This window comes from Patulibacter defluvii, assembly GCF_034096925.1.
GTDB classification, from domain to species: domain Bacteria; phylum Actinomycetota; class Thermoleophilia; order Solirubrobacterales; family Solirubrobacteraceae; genus Patulibacter; species Patulibacter defluvii.
Genome location: NZ_JAWZSQ010000024.1, coordinates 39,044 through 55,804, shown reverse-complemented (window position 1 = coordinate 55,804; position 16,761 = coordinate 39,044). Strand labels below are relative to the sequence as shown.

At 77.3% G+C, this 16,761-nt stretch carries 14 protein-coding genes and 1 tRNA gene; 6 read left to right on the top strand and 9 right to left on the bottom strand.

Annotated features, from left to right (window positions below; genetic code table 11):
* Positions 1-146: 146 nt before the first annotated feature.
* The 6 genes from SH587_RS20380 to SH587_RS20355 all read right to left on the bottom strand — a co-directional run bounded on the left by SH587_RS20380 (position 147) and on the right by SH587_RS20355 (position 6,979).
* Positions 147-1,436 carry a D-alanyl-D-alanine carboxypeptidase/D-alanyl-D-alanine-endopeptidase gene (locus tag SH587_RS20380; RefSeq protein ID WP_320672498.1) on the bottom strand — a complete coding sequence of 430 codons (1,290 nt, stop codon included), beginning with the start codon at positions 1,434-1,436 and terminating at the stop codon, positions 147-149.
* Between the two features lie 12 nt (positions 1,437-1,448).
* Positions 1,449-2,552 carry an adenylate/guanylate cyclase domain-containing protein gene (locus SH587_RS20375; RefSeq protein WP_320672497.1) on the bottom strand — a complete coding sequence of 368 codons (1,104 nt, stop codon included), beginning with the start codon at positions 2,550-2,552 and terminating at the stop codon, positions 1,449-1,451.
* Between the two features lie 17 nt (positions 2,553-2,569).
* Positions 2,570-3,682 carry a pyridoxal phosphate-dependent aminotransferase gene (locus tag SH587_RS20370; protein WP_320672496.1) on the bottom strand — a complete coding sequence of 371 codons (1,113 nt, stop codon included), beginning with the start codon at positions 3,680-3,682 and terminating at the stop codon, positions 2,570-2,572.
* Positions 3,683-3,684: 2 nt separating this feature from the next.
* The gene (locus tag SH587_RS20365; RefSeq protein WP_320672495.1) at positions 3,685-4,149 is read right to left on the bottom strand and encodes a hypothetical protein; all 465 of its coding nucleotides are present in this window, start codon (positions 4,147-4,149) and stop codon (positions 3,685-3,687) included.
* Between the two features lie 139 nt (positions 4,150-4,288).
* Entirely contained in the window at positions 4,289-6,067 is a 1,779-nt protein-coding gene (locus tag SH587_RS20360; RefSeq protein ID WP_320672494.1) for an AMP-dependent synthetase/ligase, read from the bottom strand.
* Between the two features lie 144 nt (positions 6,068-6,211).
* The gene (locus tag SH587_RS20355; RefSeq protein ID WP_320672493.1) at positions 6,212-6,979 is read right to left on the bottom strand and encodes a Nif3-like dinuclear metal center hexameric protein; all 768 of its coding nucleotides are present in this window, start codon (positions 6,977-6,979) and stop codon (positions 6,212-6,214) included.
* Between the two features lie 152 nt (positions 6,980-7,131).
* On the opposite strand from SH587_RS20355, the gene SH587_RS20350 reads away from it, so the two are divergent.
* The 4 genes from SH587_RS20350 to SH587_RS20335 all read left to right on the top strand — a co-directional run bounded on the left by SH587_RS20350 (position 7,132) and on the right by SH587_RS20335 (position 10,343).
* Positions 7,132-8,742 (top strand): sigma-70 family RNA polymerase sigma factor, encoded by a 1,611-nt coding sequence (locus tag SH587_RS20350; RefSeq protein ID WP_320672492.1) that lies wholly within the window; start codon positions 7,132-7,134, stop codon positions 8,740-8,742.
* On the top strand, positions 8,732-9,010 hold the full coding sequence (locus tag SH587_RS20345) for a hypothetical protein (RefSeq protein WP_320672491.1): 279 nt from the start codon (positions 8,732-8,734) through the stop codon (positions 9,008-9,010). The genes SH587_RS20350 and SH587_RS20345 overlap by 11 nt, the downstream gene beginning before the upstream one ends.
* A gap of 95 nt (positions 9,011-9,105) precedes the next feature.
* Positions 9,106-9,179 (top strand) — tRNA-Pro (locus SH587_RS20340).
* Positions 9,180-9,305: 126 nt separating this feature from the next.
* Positions 9,306-10,343 carry a nitronate monooxygenase gene (locus tag SH587_RS20335; RefSeq protein ID WP_375341794.1) on the top strand — a complete coding sequence of 346 codons (1,038 nt, stop codon included), beginning with the start codon at positions 9,306-9,308 and terminating at the stop codon, positions 10,341-10,343.
* Here SH587_RS20335 and SH587_RS20330 read toward each other — a convergent pair.
* Together SH587_RS20330 and SH587_RS20325 are read right to left on the bottom strand one after the other, a co-directional pair.
* Positions 10,325-11,515, bottom strand: a complete 1,191-nt coding sequence (locus tag SH587_RS20330; protein WP_320672489.1) for a S1C family serine protease — start codon at positions 11,513-11,515, stop codon at positions 10,325-10,327. The genes SH587_RS20335 and SH587_RS20330 overlap by 19 nt on opposite strands.
* A 261-nt stretch (positions 11,516-11,776) precedes the next feature.
* The gene (locus SH587_RS20325) at positions 11,777-12,445 is read right to left on the bottom strand and encodes a TetR/AcrR family transcriptional regulator (protein WP_320672488.1); all 669 of its coding nucleotides are present in this window, start codon (positions 12,443-12,445) and stop codon (positions 11,777-11,779) included.
* A 108-nt stretch (positions 12,446-12,553) separates the two neighbouring features.
* Here SH587_RS20325 and SH587_RS20320 point away from each other — a divergent pair, with 108 nt between their 5' ends.
* Positions 12,554-14,086 carry an AlkA N-terminal domain-containing protein gene (locus SH587_RS20320; RefSeq protein ID WP_320672487.1) on the top strand — a complete coding sequence of 511 codons (1,533 nt, stop codon included), beginning with the start codon at positions 12,554-12,556 and terminating at the stop codon, positions 14,084-14,086.
* Positions 14,083-14,628 (top strand): methylated-DNA--[protein]-cysteine S-methyltransferase, encoded by a 546-nt coding sequence (locus tag SH587_RS20315; RefSeq protein ID WP_320672486.1) that lies wholly within the window; start codon positions 14,083-14,085, stop codon positions 14,626-14,628. The genes SH587_RS20320 and SH587_RS20315 overlap by 4 nt, the downstream gene beginning before the upstream one ends.
* 161 nt (positions 14,629-14,789) lie before the next feature.
* Here SH587_RS20315 and SH587_RS20310 read toward each other — a convergent pair whose 3' ends face one another.
* Positions 14,790-16,664 carry a nicotinate phosphoribosyltransferase gene (locus tag SH587_RS20310; RefSeq protein ID WP_320672485.1) on the bottom strand — a complete coding sequence of 625 codons (1,875 nt, stop codon included), beginning with the start codon at positions 16,662-16,664 and terminating at the stop codon, positions 14,790-14,792.
* Positions 16,665-16,761 lie beyond the last annotated feature (97 nt).

The following is a 16,761-nucleotide window of genomic DNA, read 5'->3' as shown; positions in this document are numbered from 1 at the left end:
CTCGGGGGTCGGGAGTGTCCGCCTGCCCAGGCACGACACGTGGTCCTGGGACGTTTGTTTCGAGCGGTGGTGCTTGACCGGTGTGAACGGGCGGATCGCTTCGCGGTCCGCCCGTTGTGCGTTCGGGGGCCGGGCGCCGGCGGCGCTCAGCCGTTGGCGGCCAGCCGGGCCACGAAGCGGTCCTGGAAGCGGTGCGCGCTGGCCAGCGACGAGCCGTTCTGGAGGATCGCGAAGGCCACGTCACGGCCGCGCTTGGTGGTGCAGTAGCCGGCCAGGGCCGAGACCCCGTTGAGCGTCCCCGTCTTCGCCTGGCAGCGGCCGACCGCGGCGGTCCCCCGCATCCGCCGCCGCAGCGTGCCCGAGCGACCGGCCTGGGGCAGCGCGGCCCGCAGCACCGGCGCCACCGCCGTGCGGCCGTTGAGCTTGACCAGCAGCCGCGCCACCTGGGCCGGGCTGACGCGGTTGCGGCGGGTCAGGCCCGAGCCGTCGTGGAGCCGCGGGCTGTATCCGAGCAGCGGGCGCAGCGTCTGGCGCTCGAGCGTGATCCCGGCGCGGGTGCTGGCGGCCGCGATCGTCGCCGCCCGCTGGACGCAGGCCGTGGCCGGCGGGGTGGCGGCCTCGCCGGCGGCCGGGGTCGCGGCGAGCCCGGCCGCCAGCCGGCAGGCGCCCTCCTCGCCGTCGCGGGCGACGGCGGCCTTCAGCAGCATCTCGGCGTAGAAGTTGTCCGACACGCTCAGCAGCGTCGAGGCCAGCTGGGCCAGCGGCGGACCGTTCAGCAGCGCCACCTGCGGGGTGCCGGCCGGGGCGCTGCCCTTGGCCAGCGCCGTCGTCACCCGCAGGCCGGCGCTGCCGAGCGCCGAGCGGAAGAGCGACGCCGCCCGCTGGGCCGGATCGTCCTGGCCGCTGCCGCGATCGACGACCAGCGCCCCCAGCCGGCCGGTCATGTCGGGATCGACGCCGCGGTGCGTGCGGTCGCCGCCCTGCCAGTCGTCGAAGGCGCTGGCGTCGGCGATCACCCGGCCGTCGAGCCCGGTCGCGCCGAGGGCGGTCACCGTCTGCCGCGCCAGCGCCGTCAGCGAGGCCCGGGTCAGCGTCGGATCGCCGCCGCCGACCAGGTACAGGTCGCCCTTCCAGGTGCCGCTCGGCGCCAGCGCGCCGGTCGCCAGCACCCGCGTCCGCGGCGTCCACCCGGGACCGAGCCGCTCGAGCGCCGCCCAGGTGGTGAACAGCTTCGTGACCGAGGCCGGGATCCGGCTGGTGGTCGCCGAGCGGCTGAGCAGCGTGCGGCCGGTCCGCAGGTCGACGACGGTGGCGCCGGCGCGGGCGCCGATCCCGCTGGTCGAGGGCATCGCCGCGGACGCCGACGGGGCGGCGGCGACGGCCGGGAGCAGGGCGAGGGCGAGGACGCCGGCGAGCGACAGCGGGGGGCGAGGCATCGCGACCGCACGCTAGCGGTCGACGGGGCGGACGCGATGCAGCAGCACGCGCCCGACCCCCTTCAGGTGCATCCGGCCGATCGTCCGCCAGGCGTAGGCGTCGTCGTCGATCAGGACCCGCGTGGCGTCGTCGATCAGCAGCGTCCCGGGACGGGCCGTCGAGCAGACCCGCGAGGCCCGGTTGACCGCCGGCCCGAACCAATCGCCGGCCCGCGGGACCCCGTCGCCGGTCGCGGCGCCGGCCCGGATCCGCGGGAACTCGGGGTCGGCCGCGACCCGCTGCTGGAGATCGAGCAGGACCGCCACCACCGCGGCCGGGTCGGCGCCGGCCAGCATCACCGCGTCGCCGATCGTCTTCACCACCCGCACGTCGGCGGTCGCCGCCTGCTCGCCGAGCGCGGCCAGCCGCACGGCGACGTCCTGCAGCCGCTCGGCGCCCAGCTCCTCGCCCATCCGGGTGAAGCCGACGACGTCGGCGAAGCCGATCGTGACCTGGGTCGCGCCGGCCAGCCGGCCTTCGGCGATCTGCTCGCGCGAGAGCTGGATCCGGGCCAGCTGGTCGAGCGAGCGCTCGCGGACGACCACGGCCAGCGCGTCGCCCAGCTCCTCGACCGTCGGCAGCGTCGCCTCGGTCAGCCGCGCGGCGAGGGCGTCCTCGCGGTCGTCCTCGCGGGTCAGGCTGGCGCCGAGGCCGACGATCGCCGCCGCCCCGATCCGGGCCCCGGCCTCGCCGAGCGTGCGGCCCAGGTCGACGACCGCGTCGGGCGCGACGCCGGCGGCGACCAGCCGCGCGATCAGCCGCGCGAGGGCCAGGTCGCGCTCGTTCCAGGCCCGCTCGTCCTCGGCCGGGATCGGCATCCCGGCCGCCTGCAGCGCCCGCTCCAGCAGCTCGGGGTCGACGCCGGTCCGGCGGACCAGGTCGGCGGTGGTCAGCGTCGGCGTGCCGCGCAGCGTCCGCTCGACCGGCAGCAGCACCAGCCGGCCGCGGGCGGCGGCCTCCTCCAGCTCCTGCTCGCCGGCGCCGGCGGCGCGCAGGTCGCGGAGCAGCGCGGCCCGGGCGTCGCGCTGCTCGCCCTCGAGGCCGGCGAGCAGCGGCTCGTCGTCGCGGTCGGTCATCGGACGGTCGGGCCTGGTCAGCGGACCGCGTTCTCGACGGCCCGCAGCAGGCGGGTGCTCGCCGCCTCGTCGCGGACGCTGATCCGGACGTGGCTGGCGTCGCCGACGGCGTCGCCGGACTGGACGATCACGCCGCCGCGCTCGAGCTGCGAGCGGAGGCCGCCGGCGTCGAGGCCGGGGGCGCGGACCCACAGCGCGCAGCTCTGCGACGGCCGCACGGTCAGGCCGAGCGCCCGCAGCTGCCCGCTCAGGACCGCCCGTTCGCGGACCACCCGACGGGCGCGGGCCTCGACCGCCGGGCCGGCGGTTCGGACCGCGGCCAGCGCCCCGGCCAGCGAGAGGTCGCCGATCCCCAGCCGCGGGGCCAGCATCGGCAGCACGCCGCCGGGGCGGGCCGCCTCGGCGCCGCCGATCGCGTAGCCGCAGCGGAGACCGGCCAGGCCCCAGGCCTTGCTGAACGACCGCACCAGCACCAGCCGCGGGAAGCGGTCGGTCAGGCGGACGGTGGCGTCGACCGGCTCGCCGTCGACGAACTCGCGCAGCGCCTCGTCGACCAGCACCACGACCCGCTCGGGCAGCCGCTCCAGCAGCTCGGCCAGCGCCGTCTCCGGCAGCAGGTCGCCGGTCGGGTCGTTCGGCCCGCCCAGCAGCAGCAGCCGGGTGCGCGGGGTGACCGCGGCCAGCAGCTGCTCGGGGTCGAGCTCGGGGACCGGCACCGGCACCGCCTGGGCGTCGCGCGCCAGCAGCGGGTAGAGCGGGTAGCCGGGCCACGGCAGCACCACCTCGTCGCCCGGGTCGAGCAGCTCGTGGGCGGCGCGCTGGAGCAGGCCCGACGCGCCCTCGCCGACGACGATCCGATCGGCCTCGATCCCGTGCCGCTCGGCCAGCGCGTCGCGCAGCTCGCCGTCGCGGCCCTCGGCGTAGCGGTGGAGCCCGCGACGGGCGGCGAAGGTGATCGCGCTGACGATCTCCGACGGCGGCAGCTCCGGCCAGGTGGTGCGGCTGAGGTCGAGCGGCTCGACCCGCGCCAGCGCCTTCGACCGCCGCTCGCGGGCGACCTCGCGGAGGCCGGCGTTGACCTCCTCCTCGGTCAGCGCCTCGAACTGCTTGTAGTGCCCGAAGAGGCCCACGCTCAGAGCCCGCCGGTGGTCGGCTGCATCCCGCCGAGGAGCAGGAACCAGACCGCGAAGGCGGGCACCACGATGAAGGTCGTGACGGCGAAGACCCGGCCGAGGACGCCAGTGCGCTGGTCGTGGCCGCCGGCCCGCCGGACCAGGATCCAGGCCTGGTCGACGCGCCGCAGCATCACCAGCGCGCCGAAGACGAAGACCAGCACCAGCACGAAGGCGATCAGGATCCAGAGCCCGACGTTCTCGGACGACAGCTGCGACGCGATCCACATCGCGCCCATCGGCAGCGGGCCCCAGACCATCGCGGTCAGGATCGCCATCACCACCAGCATCGCCGCGGCCAGCACGCGGTCGATCCGGCGGCGGGCGGCGGAGCCCTGCTGGGGGATCGCGGCGTAGCGCAGCGGCGCCGTGCCCGGGCGGCGCCCGAGGAACAGGCCGCCGTTCTCTGTCGGGTCGGTACGCACCCCTCGATCGTACCGATGGTCGGAACGGGGGTGACCGCGGTCACACGCCAGTGGACCGACGTCCGATGCGCCGGAGGCCGCCGCGGCCCACCGTTCGGCCAGGGACGAACGGCGGGCGGGCGTCTCGCGGCGCCGCGGCTCAGCTCTCGGCGTAGAGCGCGTCGAAGTCGGCCGCGAAGCGCTCGTTGACGACGTTGCGCTTGACCTTCAGCGTCGGCGTCAGCTCGCCCGTCTCCGGCGACAGGTCGCGGTCGGGGATCAGGAACTTCTTGACCTGCTCGACCCGCGCCAGCTTGGCGTTGGCCCGGTCGACCTCGGCCTGGATCAGCGCGTGGACCTTCGGGTGCTTGGCCAGCTCGGCGATCTCGGTCGGCAGCCCCTGCTCCTGGGCCCAGGGGACGATCGTCTCGGGGTCGAGCGTGATCAGCACCACCGGGTAGGGCCGGCGGTCGCCGTGCATCACCGCCTGGCTGATCCAGGGCGACGTCTTGAGGTCGTTCTCGAGGTTCGCCGGGGTCAGGTTCTTGCCGCCGGCGGTGATGATGATGTCCTTCTTGCGGCCGACGATCGAGACGTAGCCGTCGGCGTCGATCTCGGCCAGGTCGCCGGTGTGCAGCCAGCCGTCGGTGACGGCGCCGAACGAGGCGTCCTCCATCTTGTAGTAGCCCTGGAAGATGTTGCCGCCCTTGACCAGCAGCTCGCCGTCCTCGGCGATCCGCGCCTCGAGCCCCGGCAGCGGCCGGCCGACGGTCCCGAAGCGGTGGTGCTCGGGGGTGTTGATGGTGGCGCCGGTCGAGGTCTCGGTCATCCCGTAGCCCTCCATCACCGGCACCCCGCAGCCGTAGAAGAACTCCAGGATCTCCTTGGCGATCGGGGCGGCGCCGGTGATCGCGCGGCTGAGCCGGCCGCCGAACAGCGCCCGCACGTTCTGGAACAGCGCCGCGTCGGCCTCGTCGAACTTGGCCTGCAGCTCGGCGGGCACCGGCTCGCCCCGCTGGCGCAGCTCGCGGACCTGGACCCCGAGGCGGGCGGCGCCGAGGATCTGGGCCTGCTCCTCGGGCGACTTCGAGCCGACCGCGAGGGTGTAGATCTTCTCGAAGATCCGCGGCACCGACGGCAGGTGGGTCGGCTGGACCTGCATCAGCTCGGGGACGATCTTCGTCGGATCGCCGCCCCAGTACGCGATCACGCCGCCGTGGTCGAAGCAGAGCAGCTGGAAGAGCAGCGCGAAGGCGTGGGCCAGCGGCAGGAACAGGTAGAGGACGCCGTCGTCCTCCATCCCGGCCAGCTCGTCGCTGGCGCCCATGATCCAGCGGTAGTTGCCGTGCGAGAGCACGCAGCCCTTCGGCGGCCCGGTCGTGCCCGACGTGTACATGAACACGTAGGGGTCCTCGGGGCGGACCGCGGCCGCGCGGTCGCGCAGCTCGGCGGCGTCGCGGGTGCCGCCGCGGCGGCGGACCTCGTCGAGTCCGATCGCGCCGTCGGCCTGGCCGTCGAGGATCACGATCCACTCCAGCGCGGGCAGCTGGTCGCGGACCTGCTGGATCTTGGCGACCTGCTCGGCGTCCTCGCAGACGATCCCGCGCGACTCGGAGTTGCCGACCACCCAGGCGCACTCCTCCGGCGCGTTGGTCGGGTAGACCGAGACGTGGACCGCCCCGGTGGCGACGATCCCCAGGTGCGCCATCGACCAGAGCGGGCGGGTGGTGCCGAGGACCGCGACCCGGTCACCGGGATCGAGCCCGAGGTCGATCAGGCCGAGCCCGATCTCGCTCGCGCCGTCGGCCAGCTCGGCGTAGGAGATCTCCTGCCACTCGCCGGGCGCCGTCTGGTAGCGGGCGGCCGTCCGGTCGCCGTACGCCTCGGCCGCGCGGAAGGCGAGGTCGGCGATGGTCGTTCCCGCGATGGTCGTCGTCATCGAGACGATGCTCCTGGTCGTGCTGGCGCGGCCTCCCTGCGCGGCCGCCGTGGCGCGATCCTATGCCGCTGGCGACCCGCCGCGGGAGGGATCGGCGCCCACTCTCGACGAGTGGCTACGCGCCAGTCGCCCAACGGCGCCACATCAGACCGGGTTCGCGCTGTCGACGAACCGGTGCCCGACCCCGAACCGCTCGGCCAGCTGGGCCCCGAGCGCCTGGACGCCGCGGGTCTCGGTCGCGTGGTGGCCGGCGCAGAGGGCGTGGACGCCGAGCTCGGCCGCCAGCGCCCGGGTCGGCTCGCGCGGCTCGCCGGTCAGCAGCCCGTCGAGGCCGTCGGCGGCGACCGCGGGCAGCAGGCCGGCGGCCGCGCCCGAGACGATCGCCAGCCGCGAGACCCGCTCCGGCCCGCCGCGGAAGCAGAGCGGCTCGCGATCGGTCACGGTCGCCACCCGCTGCTCCAGCTCGGCGATCGGCAGCGGCACGTCGAAGCTGGCGACGACGCCGATCGGCGGCCGGCCGGACGCCGCCCACGGCCGGCTGGTCGCGCCCAGCGCGTCGGCCAGCAGCGCGTTGTTGCCCAGCTGCGGATGGCCGTCGAGCGGCAGGTGGTAGGCGGCGAGCGCGATCCCGCGGCCGAGCAGGGTCCGCAGCCGCCCGGCCAGGGCCGGGTCGAGGGCGCGCGGGTCGCCGTCCCAGAACAGCCCGTGGTGGACGAGCACCAGGTCGGCGCCGAGCTCGGCGGCGGCGTCGAGGGTCGCCGCGTCGGCGCTGACGGCGGTCACCACGGTGGCGATCTCGCCGTCGAGGCCGGCCGGCGGCGGCACCTGCAGCCCGTTGACGCAGTGGTCGCGAAAGCGCTCGGGCTCGAGCGCCGCGTCGAGGTCGGCGAGCAGCGCGCGCAGCGGGGCCATCGCCCGATCCTCCCAGAGCCGTCGCGACGGCCGTCGGTCGGCCCGTGACAGCGGGCCACGCCAGGTCTATGATCGGCGTTCCTCCCCTCGGGGAGCCCGGGTCGTTCGCGGCCCCCGTCCTATCCCGCCTCGGCCGCCTCGCCACCCCACCGATGCACGCCTCCGCCCCTCCCGGCTCGTCGGCCGTTCCGGTCGCGCCGCCCGACCCCCGTCGGGTTCGCTCGACGGCGGCCGCGCGCCCGGACCACGGCGACGGCGCGCTGGTCGAGCTGGCGGGCCGCGGCGATCCGCGCGCCTTCGAGCTGCTCTTCCGCCGCCACCGCGACGGCATCCAGGCCTACGCCCACCGGATGCTGACCGACCACGCGCGGGCCGAGGACGTGGTCCAGGAGGTCTTCTTCAGCGCGATGCGGGCGCTCCAGGCCGGCCAGCGGCCGACCCACCTGCGCGCCTGGCTGCACGAGATCGCCCGCCGCGCCTGCATCGACCAGTGGCGGGGCACGACCCGCCGCGGCGAGGTCAGCTTCGACGACACCGACCGGCTCGGCCCGGCCGACGCCCGGCGGCTGGCGATCAGCGACGACACCGCGCTCCGCGGCGCCGGCGACCGCGAGGCGCTGACGCTGCTGCGGAGCGCCTTCGGCGAGCTGTCGCAGCTGCAGCACGACGTGCTCGTCCAGCGCGAGCTGGAGGGCCGCTCGACGCTCGAGATCGCCGAGCGGCTGGGGATCAGCCGCAGCGTCGTCGAGGGCCAGCTGGCCCGCGGCCGGCGCTCGCTGACCGTCGCCTACCGCGAGCTGCAGAGCGGCGAGCGCTGCCGCGGCGCGCGGACCCTCTGCGACGCCGCCGCCGACCGCTCGATCGGCGTCCGCGAGCGGCGCCGGCTGGCCGTCCACCTGCGCACCTGCGAGCCCTGCCGCCGCCACGCGGCGGTCGCCGGCGTCGACGTCGGCCTGCTCGACCAGGGGGTGCTGGCGAAGGTCGCGCTGCTGCTGCCGGTGCCGCTGCTGAAGCGGCTGCCGTTCGGCGAGCCGGCGGTCGCGGGCGAGGCGGCCGGCGGGTTGCTCGGCGGCAAGATGCTGGTCGGCGCCGCGTTGGTCGCGGCCAGCGGCACGGGGGCGATCGTCGTCACCGACGTCGCGCCGGTGCCGCGCCACACGACCGCGATCCAGACCGCCGCCGCCCCGATCGACGAGGGTGGCGCGAACGGCGGCGGGAGCGGCGGCCACGGGGCGTTCGCCAACGCCGGCGGCGGCGTCCTCCGCGACGCCCGCGCCAGCGCGCCGACCGGCCACGGCGGCGACGGCACGCTGGTGGCCGGCCGCGACGCCCGCACGACCGCCGACGGCGCCCAGGCCGGCAGCGACGCCGGCCAGCCCGGCACCCCCGGCGCCCGCCACGCCGGCGGCCCGGCCGACGAGGCCGGCGCCAGCTCCGGCGACGACAGCACCGCGCCGCTGCGGCAGCCCGACGTGATGGTCCCCGGCGAGTCGACCGGCGACGACTCGACGCCGCCGGCCACCCAGCAGCCGCGGCCCTCGACCGGCGAGGGGACGCGGCCGGCGAGCCCGCCGCCCGCGACGCCGTCCGGCACGGGCAGCACGCCGTCGACCGGCAGCGGCAGCGGCGGCGAGGTCGCCGAGGTCCCGGCGAAGTCTCCCGCCGCCAAGCCGTCGTCGTCCGCACCGCGGCGGCCGATCACCACGCTGCTGACCTCGATCACCACGAGCTTGCTGGGCGGCGGGGCCGACGGTGGCCGCTGAGCGCGACGGCGTCGTCGACGTCGCGTCGCACTCGACCCTCTACGCCATCGGCGCCTACTTCTGCGACCGCAACCCGGACCTCGTCGACGAGGTCCTGGCCGACGCCGACGCGATCGAGCGCGACGGCCTCCGCCGCTGGGCGGCGCAGGAGGAGGTCGCGCTCCAGGACGCCTTCGAGACGCTCGTCACCGGACTGGCGATCCGCTTCTACACGGCGCTCGCCGGCGAGGCGATCGACAGCGCGGCCGGCGGCCGCGCCGCGGGCTGACGGTCGGCCGCGAAGGATCCGAACCCCCGTCCCGCGGCGCGGTTCGAGGGCGCAGGTCGTCGCGGCAGCCGCCGTGGCATACTTCTGGACCGCGTCGGGGCGTGGCGCAGCCTGGTAGCGCGCGCCGTTCGGGTCGGCGAGGTCCCCGGTTCGAATCCGGGCGCCCCGACTGCAGCGAGGCCCGCCGTCCTGAGGACGGCGGGCCTCCGTCGTTCCGGGGCCGGAGCCCCGGTCTGCGAGGCTGGGGAACGTGCTGCGCGCGACCGACCTGGCCCTGCCGATCGTCCTCGCCCCGATGGCCGGCGGGCCGACCACGCCGGAGCTGGCGGCGGCCGTCTCCGACGCCGGCGGGCTGGGCTTCCTGGCCGCCGGCTACCGCACGCCGCCGTCGCTGGCCGAGCAGCTGGCGGCGACCCGCGCGCTGACCGACGCGCCGTTCGGGGTCAACCTCTTCGCCCCGTCGGGACGGCCGGCCGCGCCCGCCGCGCTGGCCGCGCCGCTGGCGGCGATCGCGCCCGAGGCGGCGGCGGTCGGGGCCGAGGTCGGGACGCCGCGGTTCGACGACGACGGCTTCGCGGCCAAGCTGGCGCTGCTGCGCGACGACCCGGTGCCGGTGGTCTCGTTCACCTTCGGCTGCCCGGCCGCCGACGCGGTCGCCGCGCTGCACGCCGTCGGCAGCGCGGTCTGGGTGACGGTCACCCGCCCCGACGAGGCCCGCGTCGCCGCCGAGGCCGGGGCCGACGCGCTGATCGTCCAGGGCAGCGAGGCCGGCGGCCACCGCGGGACCTTCGCCGACGGGCCGGAGGTCGAGGAGCTGGGCCTGCTGGCGCTGCTGCAGCTGGTGCGGGCGGCGGTCGACCGGCCGCTGGTGGCCGCCGGCGGGATCATGACCGGGGCCGGGATCGCCGCCGCGCTGGCGGCCGGCGCCGACGCCGCCCAGCTGGGCACCGCGTTCCTGCGCTGCCCCGAGGCAGGCACCTGGGACGGCCACCGGCAGGCGCTGGCCGGCGACGCCGGCACCGCGCTGACCCGCGCCTTCACCGGCCGCGCCGCCCGCGGCCTCCGCAACCGCTTCCTCCGCGAGCACTCGGCGGGGGCGCCGGTCGCCTACCCCGAGATCCACCACGCGACCGCGCCGCTGCGGGCGGCGGCGCGGGCAGCGGGCGACGGCGAGCGGGTCAACCTGTGGGCCGGCCAGGCCTACCCGCTGGCCCGCGAGCAGCCGGCCGCCGCGCTGGCGGCCGCGCTGGCCGCCGACGCGCGGGCGGCGCTGGCCGCGGCCGCCGGGCGATTCGGCAGCGGGCCGGCCGCGGCTCAGGGGACCAGGTCGTAGGGGAGGGCGCCGCTGCCCGCGCCGCCACCGCTGCCGTTGCCGCCGTCGGGCGCGGCGCCGCCGGGCTGACCGCTGCCGCCGCTGCTGTCGGTGGCGGTCCCGGCCGGCCGCTCGCCGAGCTTCACCTTCGCCGTCCGCTGGTCGCTGCCGCGGCGGTAGTGGACGGTGACCTCGTCGCCCGGCCGGTGGGCGTCGACGGTGGTGCCGAGCGCGGCGGCGTCGGCCACCGCGCGGTCGTCGATCGCGGTCACGACGTCGCCCCGCCGCAGGCCGCCGTCGGCCGCGGGCCCGCCGGCGGAGACGGCGGCGAGGGTCGCGCCGTCGCGGCCGCCGCTGCTGCCGTCGGCGGTGCTGACGCCGAGGTAGGCGTGGCTCGCCTTGCCGCTGGTCCGCAGCTGCTCGACCACCCGCGCGACGGTCGAGGAGGGGACCGCGAAGCCGACGCCGGTGTTGCCGCCCTCGCCGCCGGAGGCGCTGGAGCTGGTGGCGATCTGCGAGTTGACGCCGATCACCCGCCCGCCGGCGTCGAGCAGCGGGCCACCCGAGTTGCCCGGGTTGAGCGCCGCGTCGGTCTGCAGCACGTCGTTGATCGCGTAGCCGTTGGGCGACTGGATGCTGCGGTGGAGGGCCGAGATCACGCCGGTGGTCAGGGTCCGGTCGAGGCCGTAGGGGTTGCCGATCGCGTAGGTCGCGTCGCCGACCTGGACGCTGGTCGAGTCGCCGAGCGAGAGCACCGGCAACCGCGTCCCGCCGCTGTCGACCTTCAGCAGCGCGACGTCGGTCGACGCGTCGACCCCGACCACCCGCGCCGGCACCGCCTTGCGGTCGCCGATCTCGACCGTCACCCGGCGGGCGCCGTCGATCACGTGCTCGTTGGTGACGACGTAGCCGTCCGCCGAGACCACGAAGCCGGAGCCGGTCGCCGTTCCCTGGCCGCCGGCGGCGGTGACGAAGGCGACCGCGTCCTTGCTCCGCTGGTAGATCTCGCGGGCCGAGAGCGCGGTCCCGCCGGTGTCGGCGACCGGGCGGCTGGCGGCGGTCACGGCGGCGGCCTGGGTGACGGTGGTCGTGCGACCGTCGGGCGCGACCGCGGCGACGAGCACCGCGCCTCCGGCGCCGCCCGCCACGGCGGCGCTGCAGAGGACGATCAGGGAGCGGGAGGGGCGGAGCATGGCTCCCACCCTGTCGCGGTGCGCTGACCGGTCCCCCAAGCGCGGCGAAGACCTTCCCCAAGACTCCCGAAGGGCTTCCCCAGCGGCAGCGAAGGGAAGGCGAAGGGCGAACGGCCCACCGGGAGGGCGTCGTCTCCCCGGCGACGCCGTCCCGGTGGGCCGTCGGCCCGCCAAGCGGTCCCGGGAAAGATACCGACAGGACGGTCTGTTTTCCAGTCGAGTCGCCGGAGAGCCGCCGCGGGGCCGCTCCGGGGCGGTCGCTCAGGCGCCGCGCAGGCGGTCCAGCTCGGCCCGCAGCTCGGGGCGGGCCATCCGCCGCAGCCGCTCGCGGGTGTGCTGCCAGCGGCGCTCGGCCGCCGGACCGTCGACCGCCATCGCCTGGTTGATCAGGGCCAGGCCGCGGATCGTCGACATCGCGACGTTCAGGTCCTGGACCAGGTCGGCGGAGATCTCGGCGTCGCCGCCGACCAGCTCCGAGACCGCCTCGAACAGCGACTCGGTGACCGCCTTCTCGACCTCGACGATGTGCTCCAGCAGCGCCGGGTCGCTGCGGCCGGCGACCCACAGCTCGAGAACGGCCTGGAAGAGCGGGCCCTGGTGGCTCTCCCACAGCACGTCGAGCACGGCGTCGAGCGGGTCGGGGCTCTCGGCGATCGACCGCAGCTCCTCGACCGCCTCGGTGGTGCGGCGGCGGGCCAGGTGGCGGACCGCCTCGGCCACCAGCGCGGCCTTGGTCGGGAAGTGGTGGACCTGGGCCCCGCGCGAGACGCCGGCCCGCTCGACGATCTTGGTCGTCGTCGTGCCCGCGTAGCCGTAGTCGACCAGGCAGTCGATCGTGGCGTCGAGCAGCGCGGCCTGGGTCGCGGCGCGACGCTCCTCCTGCGTGCGGCGGGCGCGGGGCCGGCCCGGCTTGGCGTCGGGGGTCGTCACCACGTCCAGGGTAGTGCCGGCGGCGGCGTCGACCCTCGCCGACCGCTCGCGCGTGGATGTCCGTTTTCCGCCGGTCGCGGGCCCGGACCCCTGTCACCATCGATGGCGATGCACGCGCCGCCGGCGATCGAGGACCCCCAGTTCGACCAGCGCTACGCCGCGGTCCGCAGCCGCGACCGGCGGTTCGACGGCCGCTTCGTGACGGCGGTCGCGACGACCGGGATCTACTGCCGCCCCTCCTGCCCGGCGGTCACCCCGCGGCGCGGCAACGTCCGCTTCTACCCGACCGCGGCGGCCGCCCAGCAGGCCGGGTTCCGGGCCTGCCTGCGCTGCCGGCCCGAGGCCAGCCCCGGGTCGCCGGAGTGGGACGTGCGGGCCGACGTGGCCGGGCGGGCGATGCGGCTGATCGGCGACGGGGTCGTCGACCGCGAGGGGGTCGGCGGGCTGGCGCGGCGGCTGGGCTACTCCGAGCGCCACCTCCAGCGGGTGCTGGTCGAGCAGCTGGGCGCGGGGCCGCTGGCGCTCGCCCGGGCTCAGCGCGCGCGGACCGCCGGGCTGCTGATCGAGTCGACGGCGATGACCTTCACCGAGGTCGCCTTCGCGGCCGGCTTCGGCAGCCTGCGGCAGTTCAACGACACCGTTCGCGAGGTCTTCGGTCGCAGTCCGACCGAGCTGCGGCGGCGGGCCGACGCGGGGGCGGCGCTGCCCGGCACGGTGACGGTGCGGCTCGGCCGCCGCGAGCCGTTCGCCTGGGACGCGCTGCTGGCGTTCCTCGACCGGCGGGCGGTCCCGGGACTGGAGTGGTGCGACGGGACGGCCTACGGACGGACGCTGACGCTGCCGCGCGGGCCCGGGGTCTGCGTGCTGCGCGAGGGCGACGGCGCGGTCCTCTGCACGCTGCGGCTGGCCGACCTGCGCGACCTGCCGGCGGCGGTCGCCCGCTGCCGGCGGCTGCTCGACCTGGACGCCGACCCGCAGGCGATCGACGACCACCTGGCGAGCGACCCGGCGCTGGCCCCGCTGGTGGCGGCGACGCCGGGGCGGCGGCTGCCGCAGGCGGTCAGCGGCTTCGAGCTGACGCTGCGGACGGTCGTCGGCCAGCAGGTGTCGGTGGCCGGCGCGCGGACGATCGTCGGCCGGCTGGTGGCCGCCCACGGACGCCCGGTCGGCGACCTGGCGGGGGAGGGCGAGGCGTCGTGGACCTTCCCCGCGCCGGAGGTCGTCGCTGAGCTGCCCGACGAGGCGCTGCCGATGCCGCGGGCGCGGGCCCGGGCGGTGCGGGCGCTGGCCGCCGCGGTCGCCGCCGGTGATCTGGACCTGGAGGGCGGCGAGCAGCGCGAGCGGGTCCGCGAGCAGCTGCTGGCGCTGCCGGGGATCGGGCCGTGGACGGTCGACTACGTGGCCGCGCGGGCGCTCGGCGACCCCGACAGCATCCCCCTGACCGACCTCGGGATCGTCCACGGAGCGGCGGCGCTCGGGCTGCCCGCGGACCGGCGGGCGCTGGCCGAGCGGGCGGCGATCTGGTCGCCGTGGCGGGCCTACGCGGCGCAGCACGTCTGGTCGGCGGCGCCGACGCGGGCGGCGGGGTCGGCGTCCGGGTCGGGGCGGCGCGGCGGGTCGACGCGGGACGCGGCGGCGTGAGCGGCGGGACGGTCCTCCACCACGGCCGGATCGCGACCGCGCTCGGCCCGCTGGCGGTGCTGGTCGACGCTCGCGGCGGGGTCCACGCCAGCGGCTTCACCGACGACCGCGCGGCGCTGCTGCAGCGGCTCGGCGCGGCCGCCGCGACGGTGACCGTGGTCGACGTCGACGGGCCGGCGGCGCTGGCCTCGGGCAGCCCGACCGCCGTCGCCCTGGCCGCGCTGGCCGCCTACGCCGCCGGCGATCTCGGAGCGATCGACACGGTCCGCGTGGTCCAGGACCCGGATCCGGCCCGGGCGGTGGCGACCGTCCGCCGGCGGCTGCGGGCGGTCCCGGCCGGCCAGACGCGGACCTACGCCGAGCTGGCCGCCGAGGCCGGCCTGCCGCGCGCGCCACGGGTCGCCGGCCTGGCCTGCAGCAGCAACGCCGCGGCGCCGTTCGTCCCCTGCCACCGGATCCTGCGCGGCGACGGCTCGCTCGGCGGTTACCGCTGGGGGCTCGACGTCAAGCGCCGGCTGCTGGCCCACGAGGGCGCGGCGTAGCTCGGGCGCCGGGTGGGGAGGGAGGGGGCGAACGTCGCACGCCGTCCCCGGTCTTCCCGCCGTGTGACGTTTCCCACCGCCCGTGACGGCGAACGTCGTACGGCGGCCCGAGAGCCGGGGGGGTGTGACGTTGGCCCCGCCCCGGCCGCCCCGCCCACCGGCTAGGGCGCGGTCGCGACCGCCGCCCCGGCCCGCCGCAGCTCGTCGAGCGCGCGGTCGCCGTCGCCGGTCGCCACGTCGACGGCGGCGACGGCGTCGGTCACCACCAGCACGTGGAGGCCGCCGTCGAGCGCGTCGAGGGCGGTCGCGCGGACGCAGTAGTCGGTGGCCAGGCCGCAGACCACCGCCCGCTCGACGCCGCGCTCGCGCAGCAGGTCGAGCAGGCCGGTCCCGTCGAAGGCCGAGTAGGCGTCGACGTCCGGCGCGGTGCCCTTGTCGACGATCGTGGCCCCGCGCAGGTCGAGCGCGGGGTGGATCTGGGCGCCGTCGGTCCCGGCCACGCAGTGCGGCGGCCACGGCCCGCCGCGCTCGGCGAACGAGACGTGCCCGGCCGGGTGCCAGTCGCGCGAGGCGACGATCGTGGCGCCCGCCTCGCGCGCGGCGTCGAGCAGCCGGCCGACCGGACCGAGGATCAGGTCGCCGCCGGCCACCCCCAGCGCGCCGCCGGGCAGGAAGTCGTGCTGGACGTCGACCACGATCAGCGCGTCGCGCGGCGACAGCGCCGCCGGGTGCGAGAGGCGGTCGCGCAGCGCCAGCAGCTGGGGCGACCGCTCGGCCGGCGGGAAGCCCGCGCCGGCCGCGACCTCGCGCCGCTCGGCCGCGGCGTGGTCGCGAGCGGCCGCCAGGTCGAGCGCCGCCGGCCGCGGGCGACCCTCGACCATCACCGGCCGCAGCAGCGGCACGCCGGCCGTCGCCTCGTGGCCGAGGTGGATCAGGTGCTCGACCGTCGGCCCGCGCTCGTCGCGCCCGCGCCGCCGCGTCACCTGGTGGACGCCGGGATCGGTCTCCTTGCCCGGCGAGCGCTTCATCACGTGACGCAGCGCCGGATCGGCCGCGTCGTGCTGGGCGCAGAGCTTGTAGACCGCCCCCAGCGGCTCGCCGGAGCGGAGCCGGGTGCCGATCCCGAAGGCGTCGACCGGCACCCCGTCGGCGACCATCCGCGCGATCGCCGCCGCGTCGAGGTCGCCCGAGAGCAGGATCTCGGTCTGCCCGAGGCCGGCGCCGTCGAGCTGGGCCCGGGCCCGCCGCGCCTCGGCCGCCAGGTCGCCGGAGTCGATCCGGATCCCGCGCAGCGGTACCCCCGTCGCGGCCGACGCGGCGATCGCCCGTGCGACCCCGCGCTCGACCTCGTAGGTGTCGACCAGCAGCGCCGTGCCCTGCGGGTGGTCGGCGAGGGCGGTCGCGAACGCCTCCTGCTCGTGTTCCTCGCCGTAGGCCATCACCGCGTGGTGGGCCATCGTGCCGACCGTCGGGATCCCGTACCGCAGCCCCGCCTCGGGCAGCGCGGTGCCGGCGATCCCCGCCAGCCAGGCCGCGCGGGCGGTCGCCGGCCCGGCCTCGGGCCCGTCCAGCCGCCGCAGCGAGAAGTCGTAGACCGGGCGGCCGGCGGCGGCGGCGACCACGTCGGCCGCGGTGCTGGCGATCCGGGTGCCGTAGTTGACGTGGGCCAGCACCACCGGCTCGACCAGCGCCGCCTCGACCCGCGGCGCCGTCACCCGCAGCACCGGCACCCCGGCCGGCACGCAGGTGCCCTCGGGCAGCGCCCAGACGCTGCCGCTGAACCGCAGCCCGTCCAGCCGCTCCAGCAGCGCGGGGGAGAAGCGGCCGTCGGCGGCCAGCCACTCCCGCTCCTCCGGTGTCGCCCGCAGCGCCGCCAGCGCCGCGACCGCCTCGGCCACGCCGGCCGCCATCAGCCACGAGCGGCCGGCCGGCAGCCGCCGGAAGACGAGCTCGAACGAGACCAGGTCGTCGCGGCCGTGGCGGACGAAGCCGTCGGCCATGGTCAGGGTGTAGAGGTCGGTCTGGAGGACGCTCATCGAACCGGGGGGACGGAGCGGCGCTCGGCGCGTGGCCGCTCGTCCGGTAGCCTTCGCAGCGAAGGGCAGTATCCCGCAAGCGACGTTGCCGTCAGTC

Coding starts and splice junctions, on each gene's coding strand:
- SH587_RS20360 (WP_320672494.1), bottom strand. CDS start 6,067: ATGACGACGACCATCGCGGGAACGACCATCGCCGACCTCGCCTTCCGC.
- SH587_RS20320 (WP_320672487.1), top strand. CDS start 12,554: ATGCACGCGCCGCCGGCGATCGAGGACCCCCAGTTCGACCAGCGCTAC.
- SH587_RS20335 (WP_375341794.1), top strand. CDS start 9,306: ATGGCCGGCGGGCCGACCACGCCGGAGCTGGCGGCGGCCGTCTCCGAC.
- SH587_RS20375 (WP_320672497.1), bottom strand. CDS start 2,552: ATGACCGACCGCGACGACGAGCCGCTGCTCGCCGGCCTCGAGGGCGAG.
- SH587_RS20310 (WP_320672485.1), bottom strand. CDS start 16,664: ATGAGCGTCCTCCAGACCGACCTCTACACCCTGACCATGGCCGACGGC.
- SH587_RS20350 (WP_320672492.1), top strand. CDS start 7,132: ATGCACGCCTCCGCCCCTCCCGGCTCGTCGGCCGTTCCGGTCGCGCCG.
- SH587_RS20380 (WP_320672498.1), bottom strand. CDS start 1,436: ATGCCTCGCCCCCCGCTGTCGCTCGCCGGCGTCCTCGCCCTCGCCCTG.
- SH587_RS20355 (WP_320672493.1), bottom strand. CDS start 6,979: ATGGCCCCGCTGCGCGCGCTGCTCGCCGACCTCGACGCGGCGCTCGAG.
- SH587_RS20330 (WP_320672489.1), bottom strand. CDS start 11,515: ATGCTCCGCCCCTCCCGCTCCCTGATCGTCCTCTGCAGCGCCGCCGTG.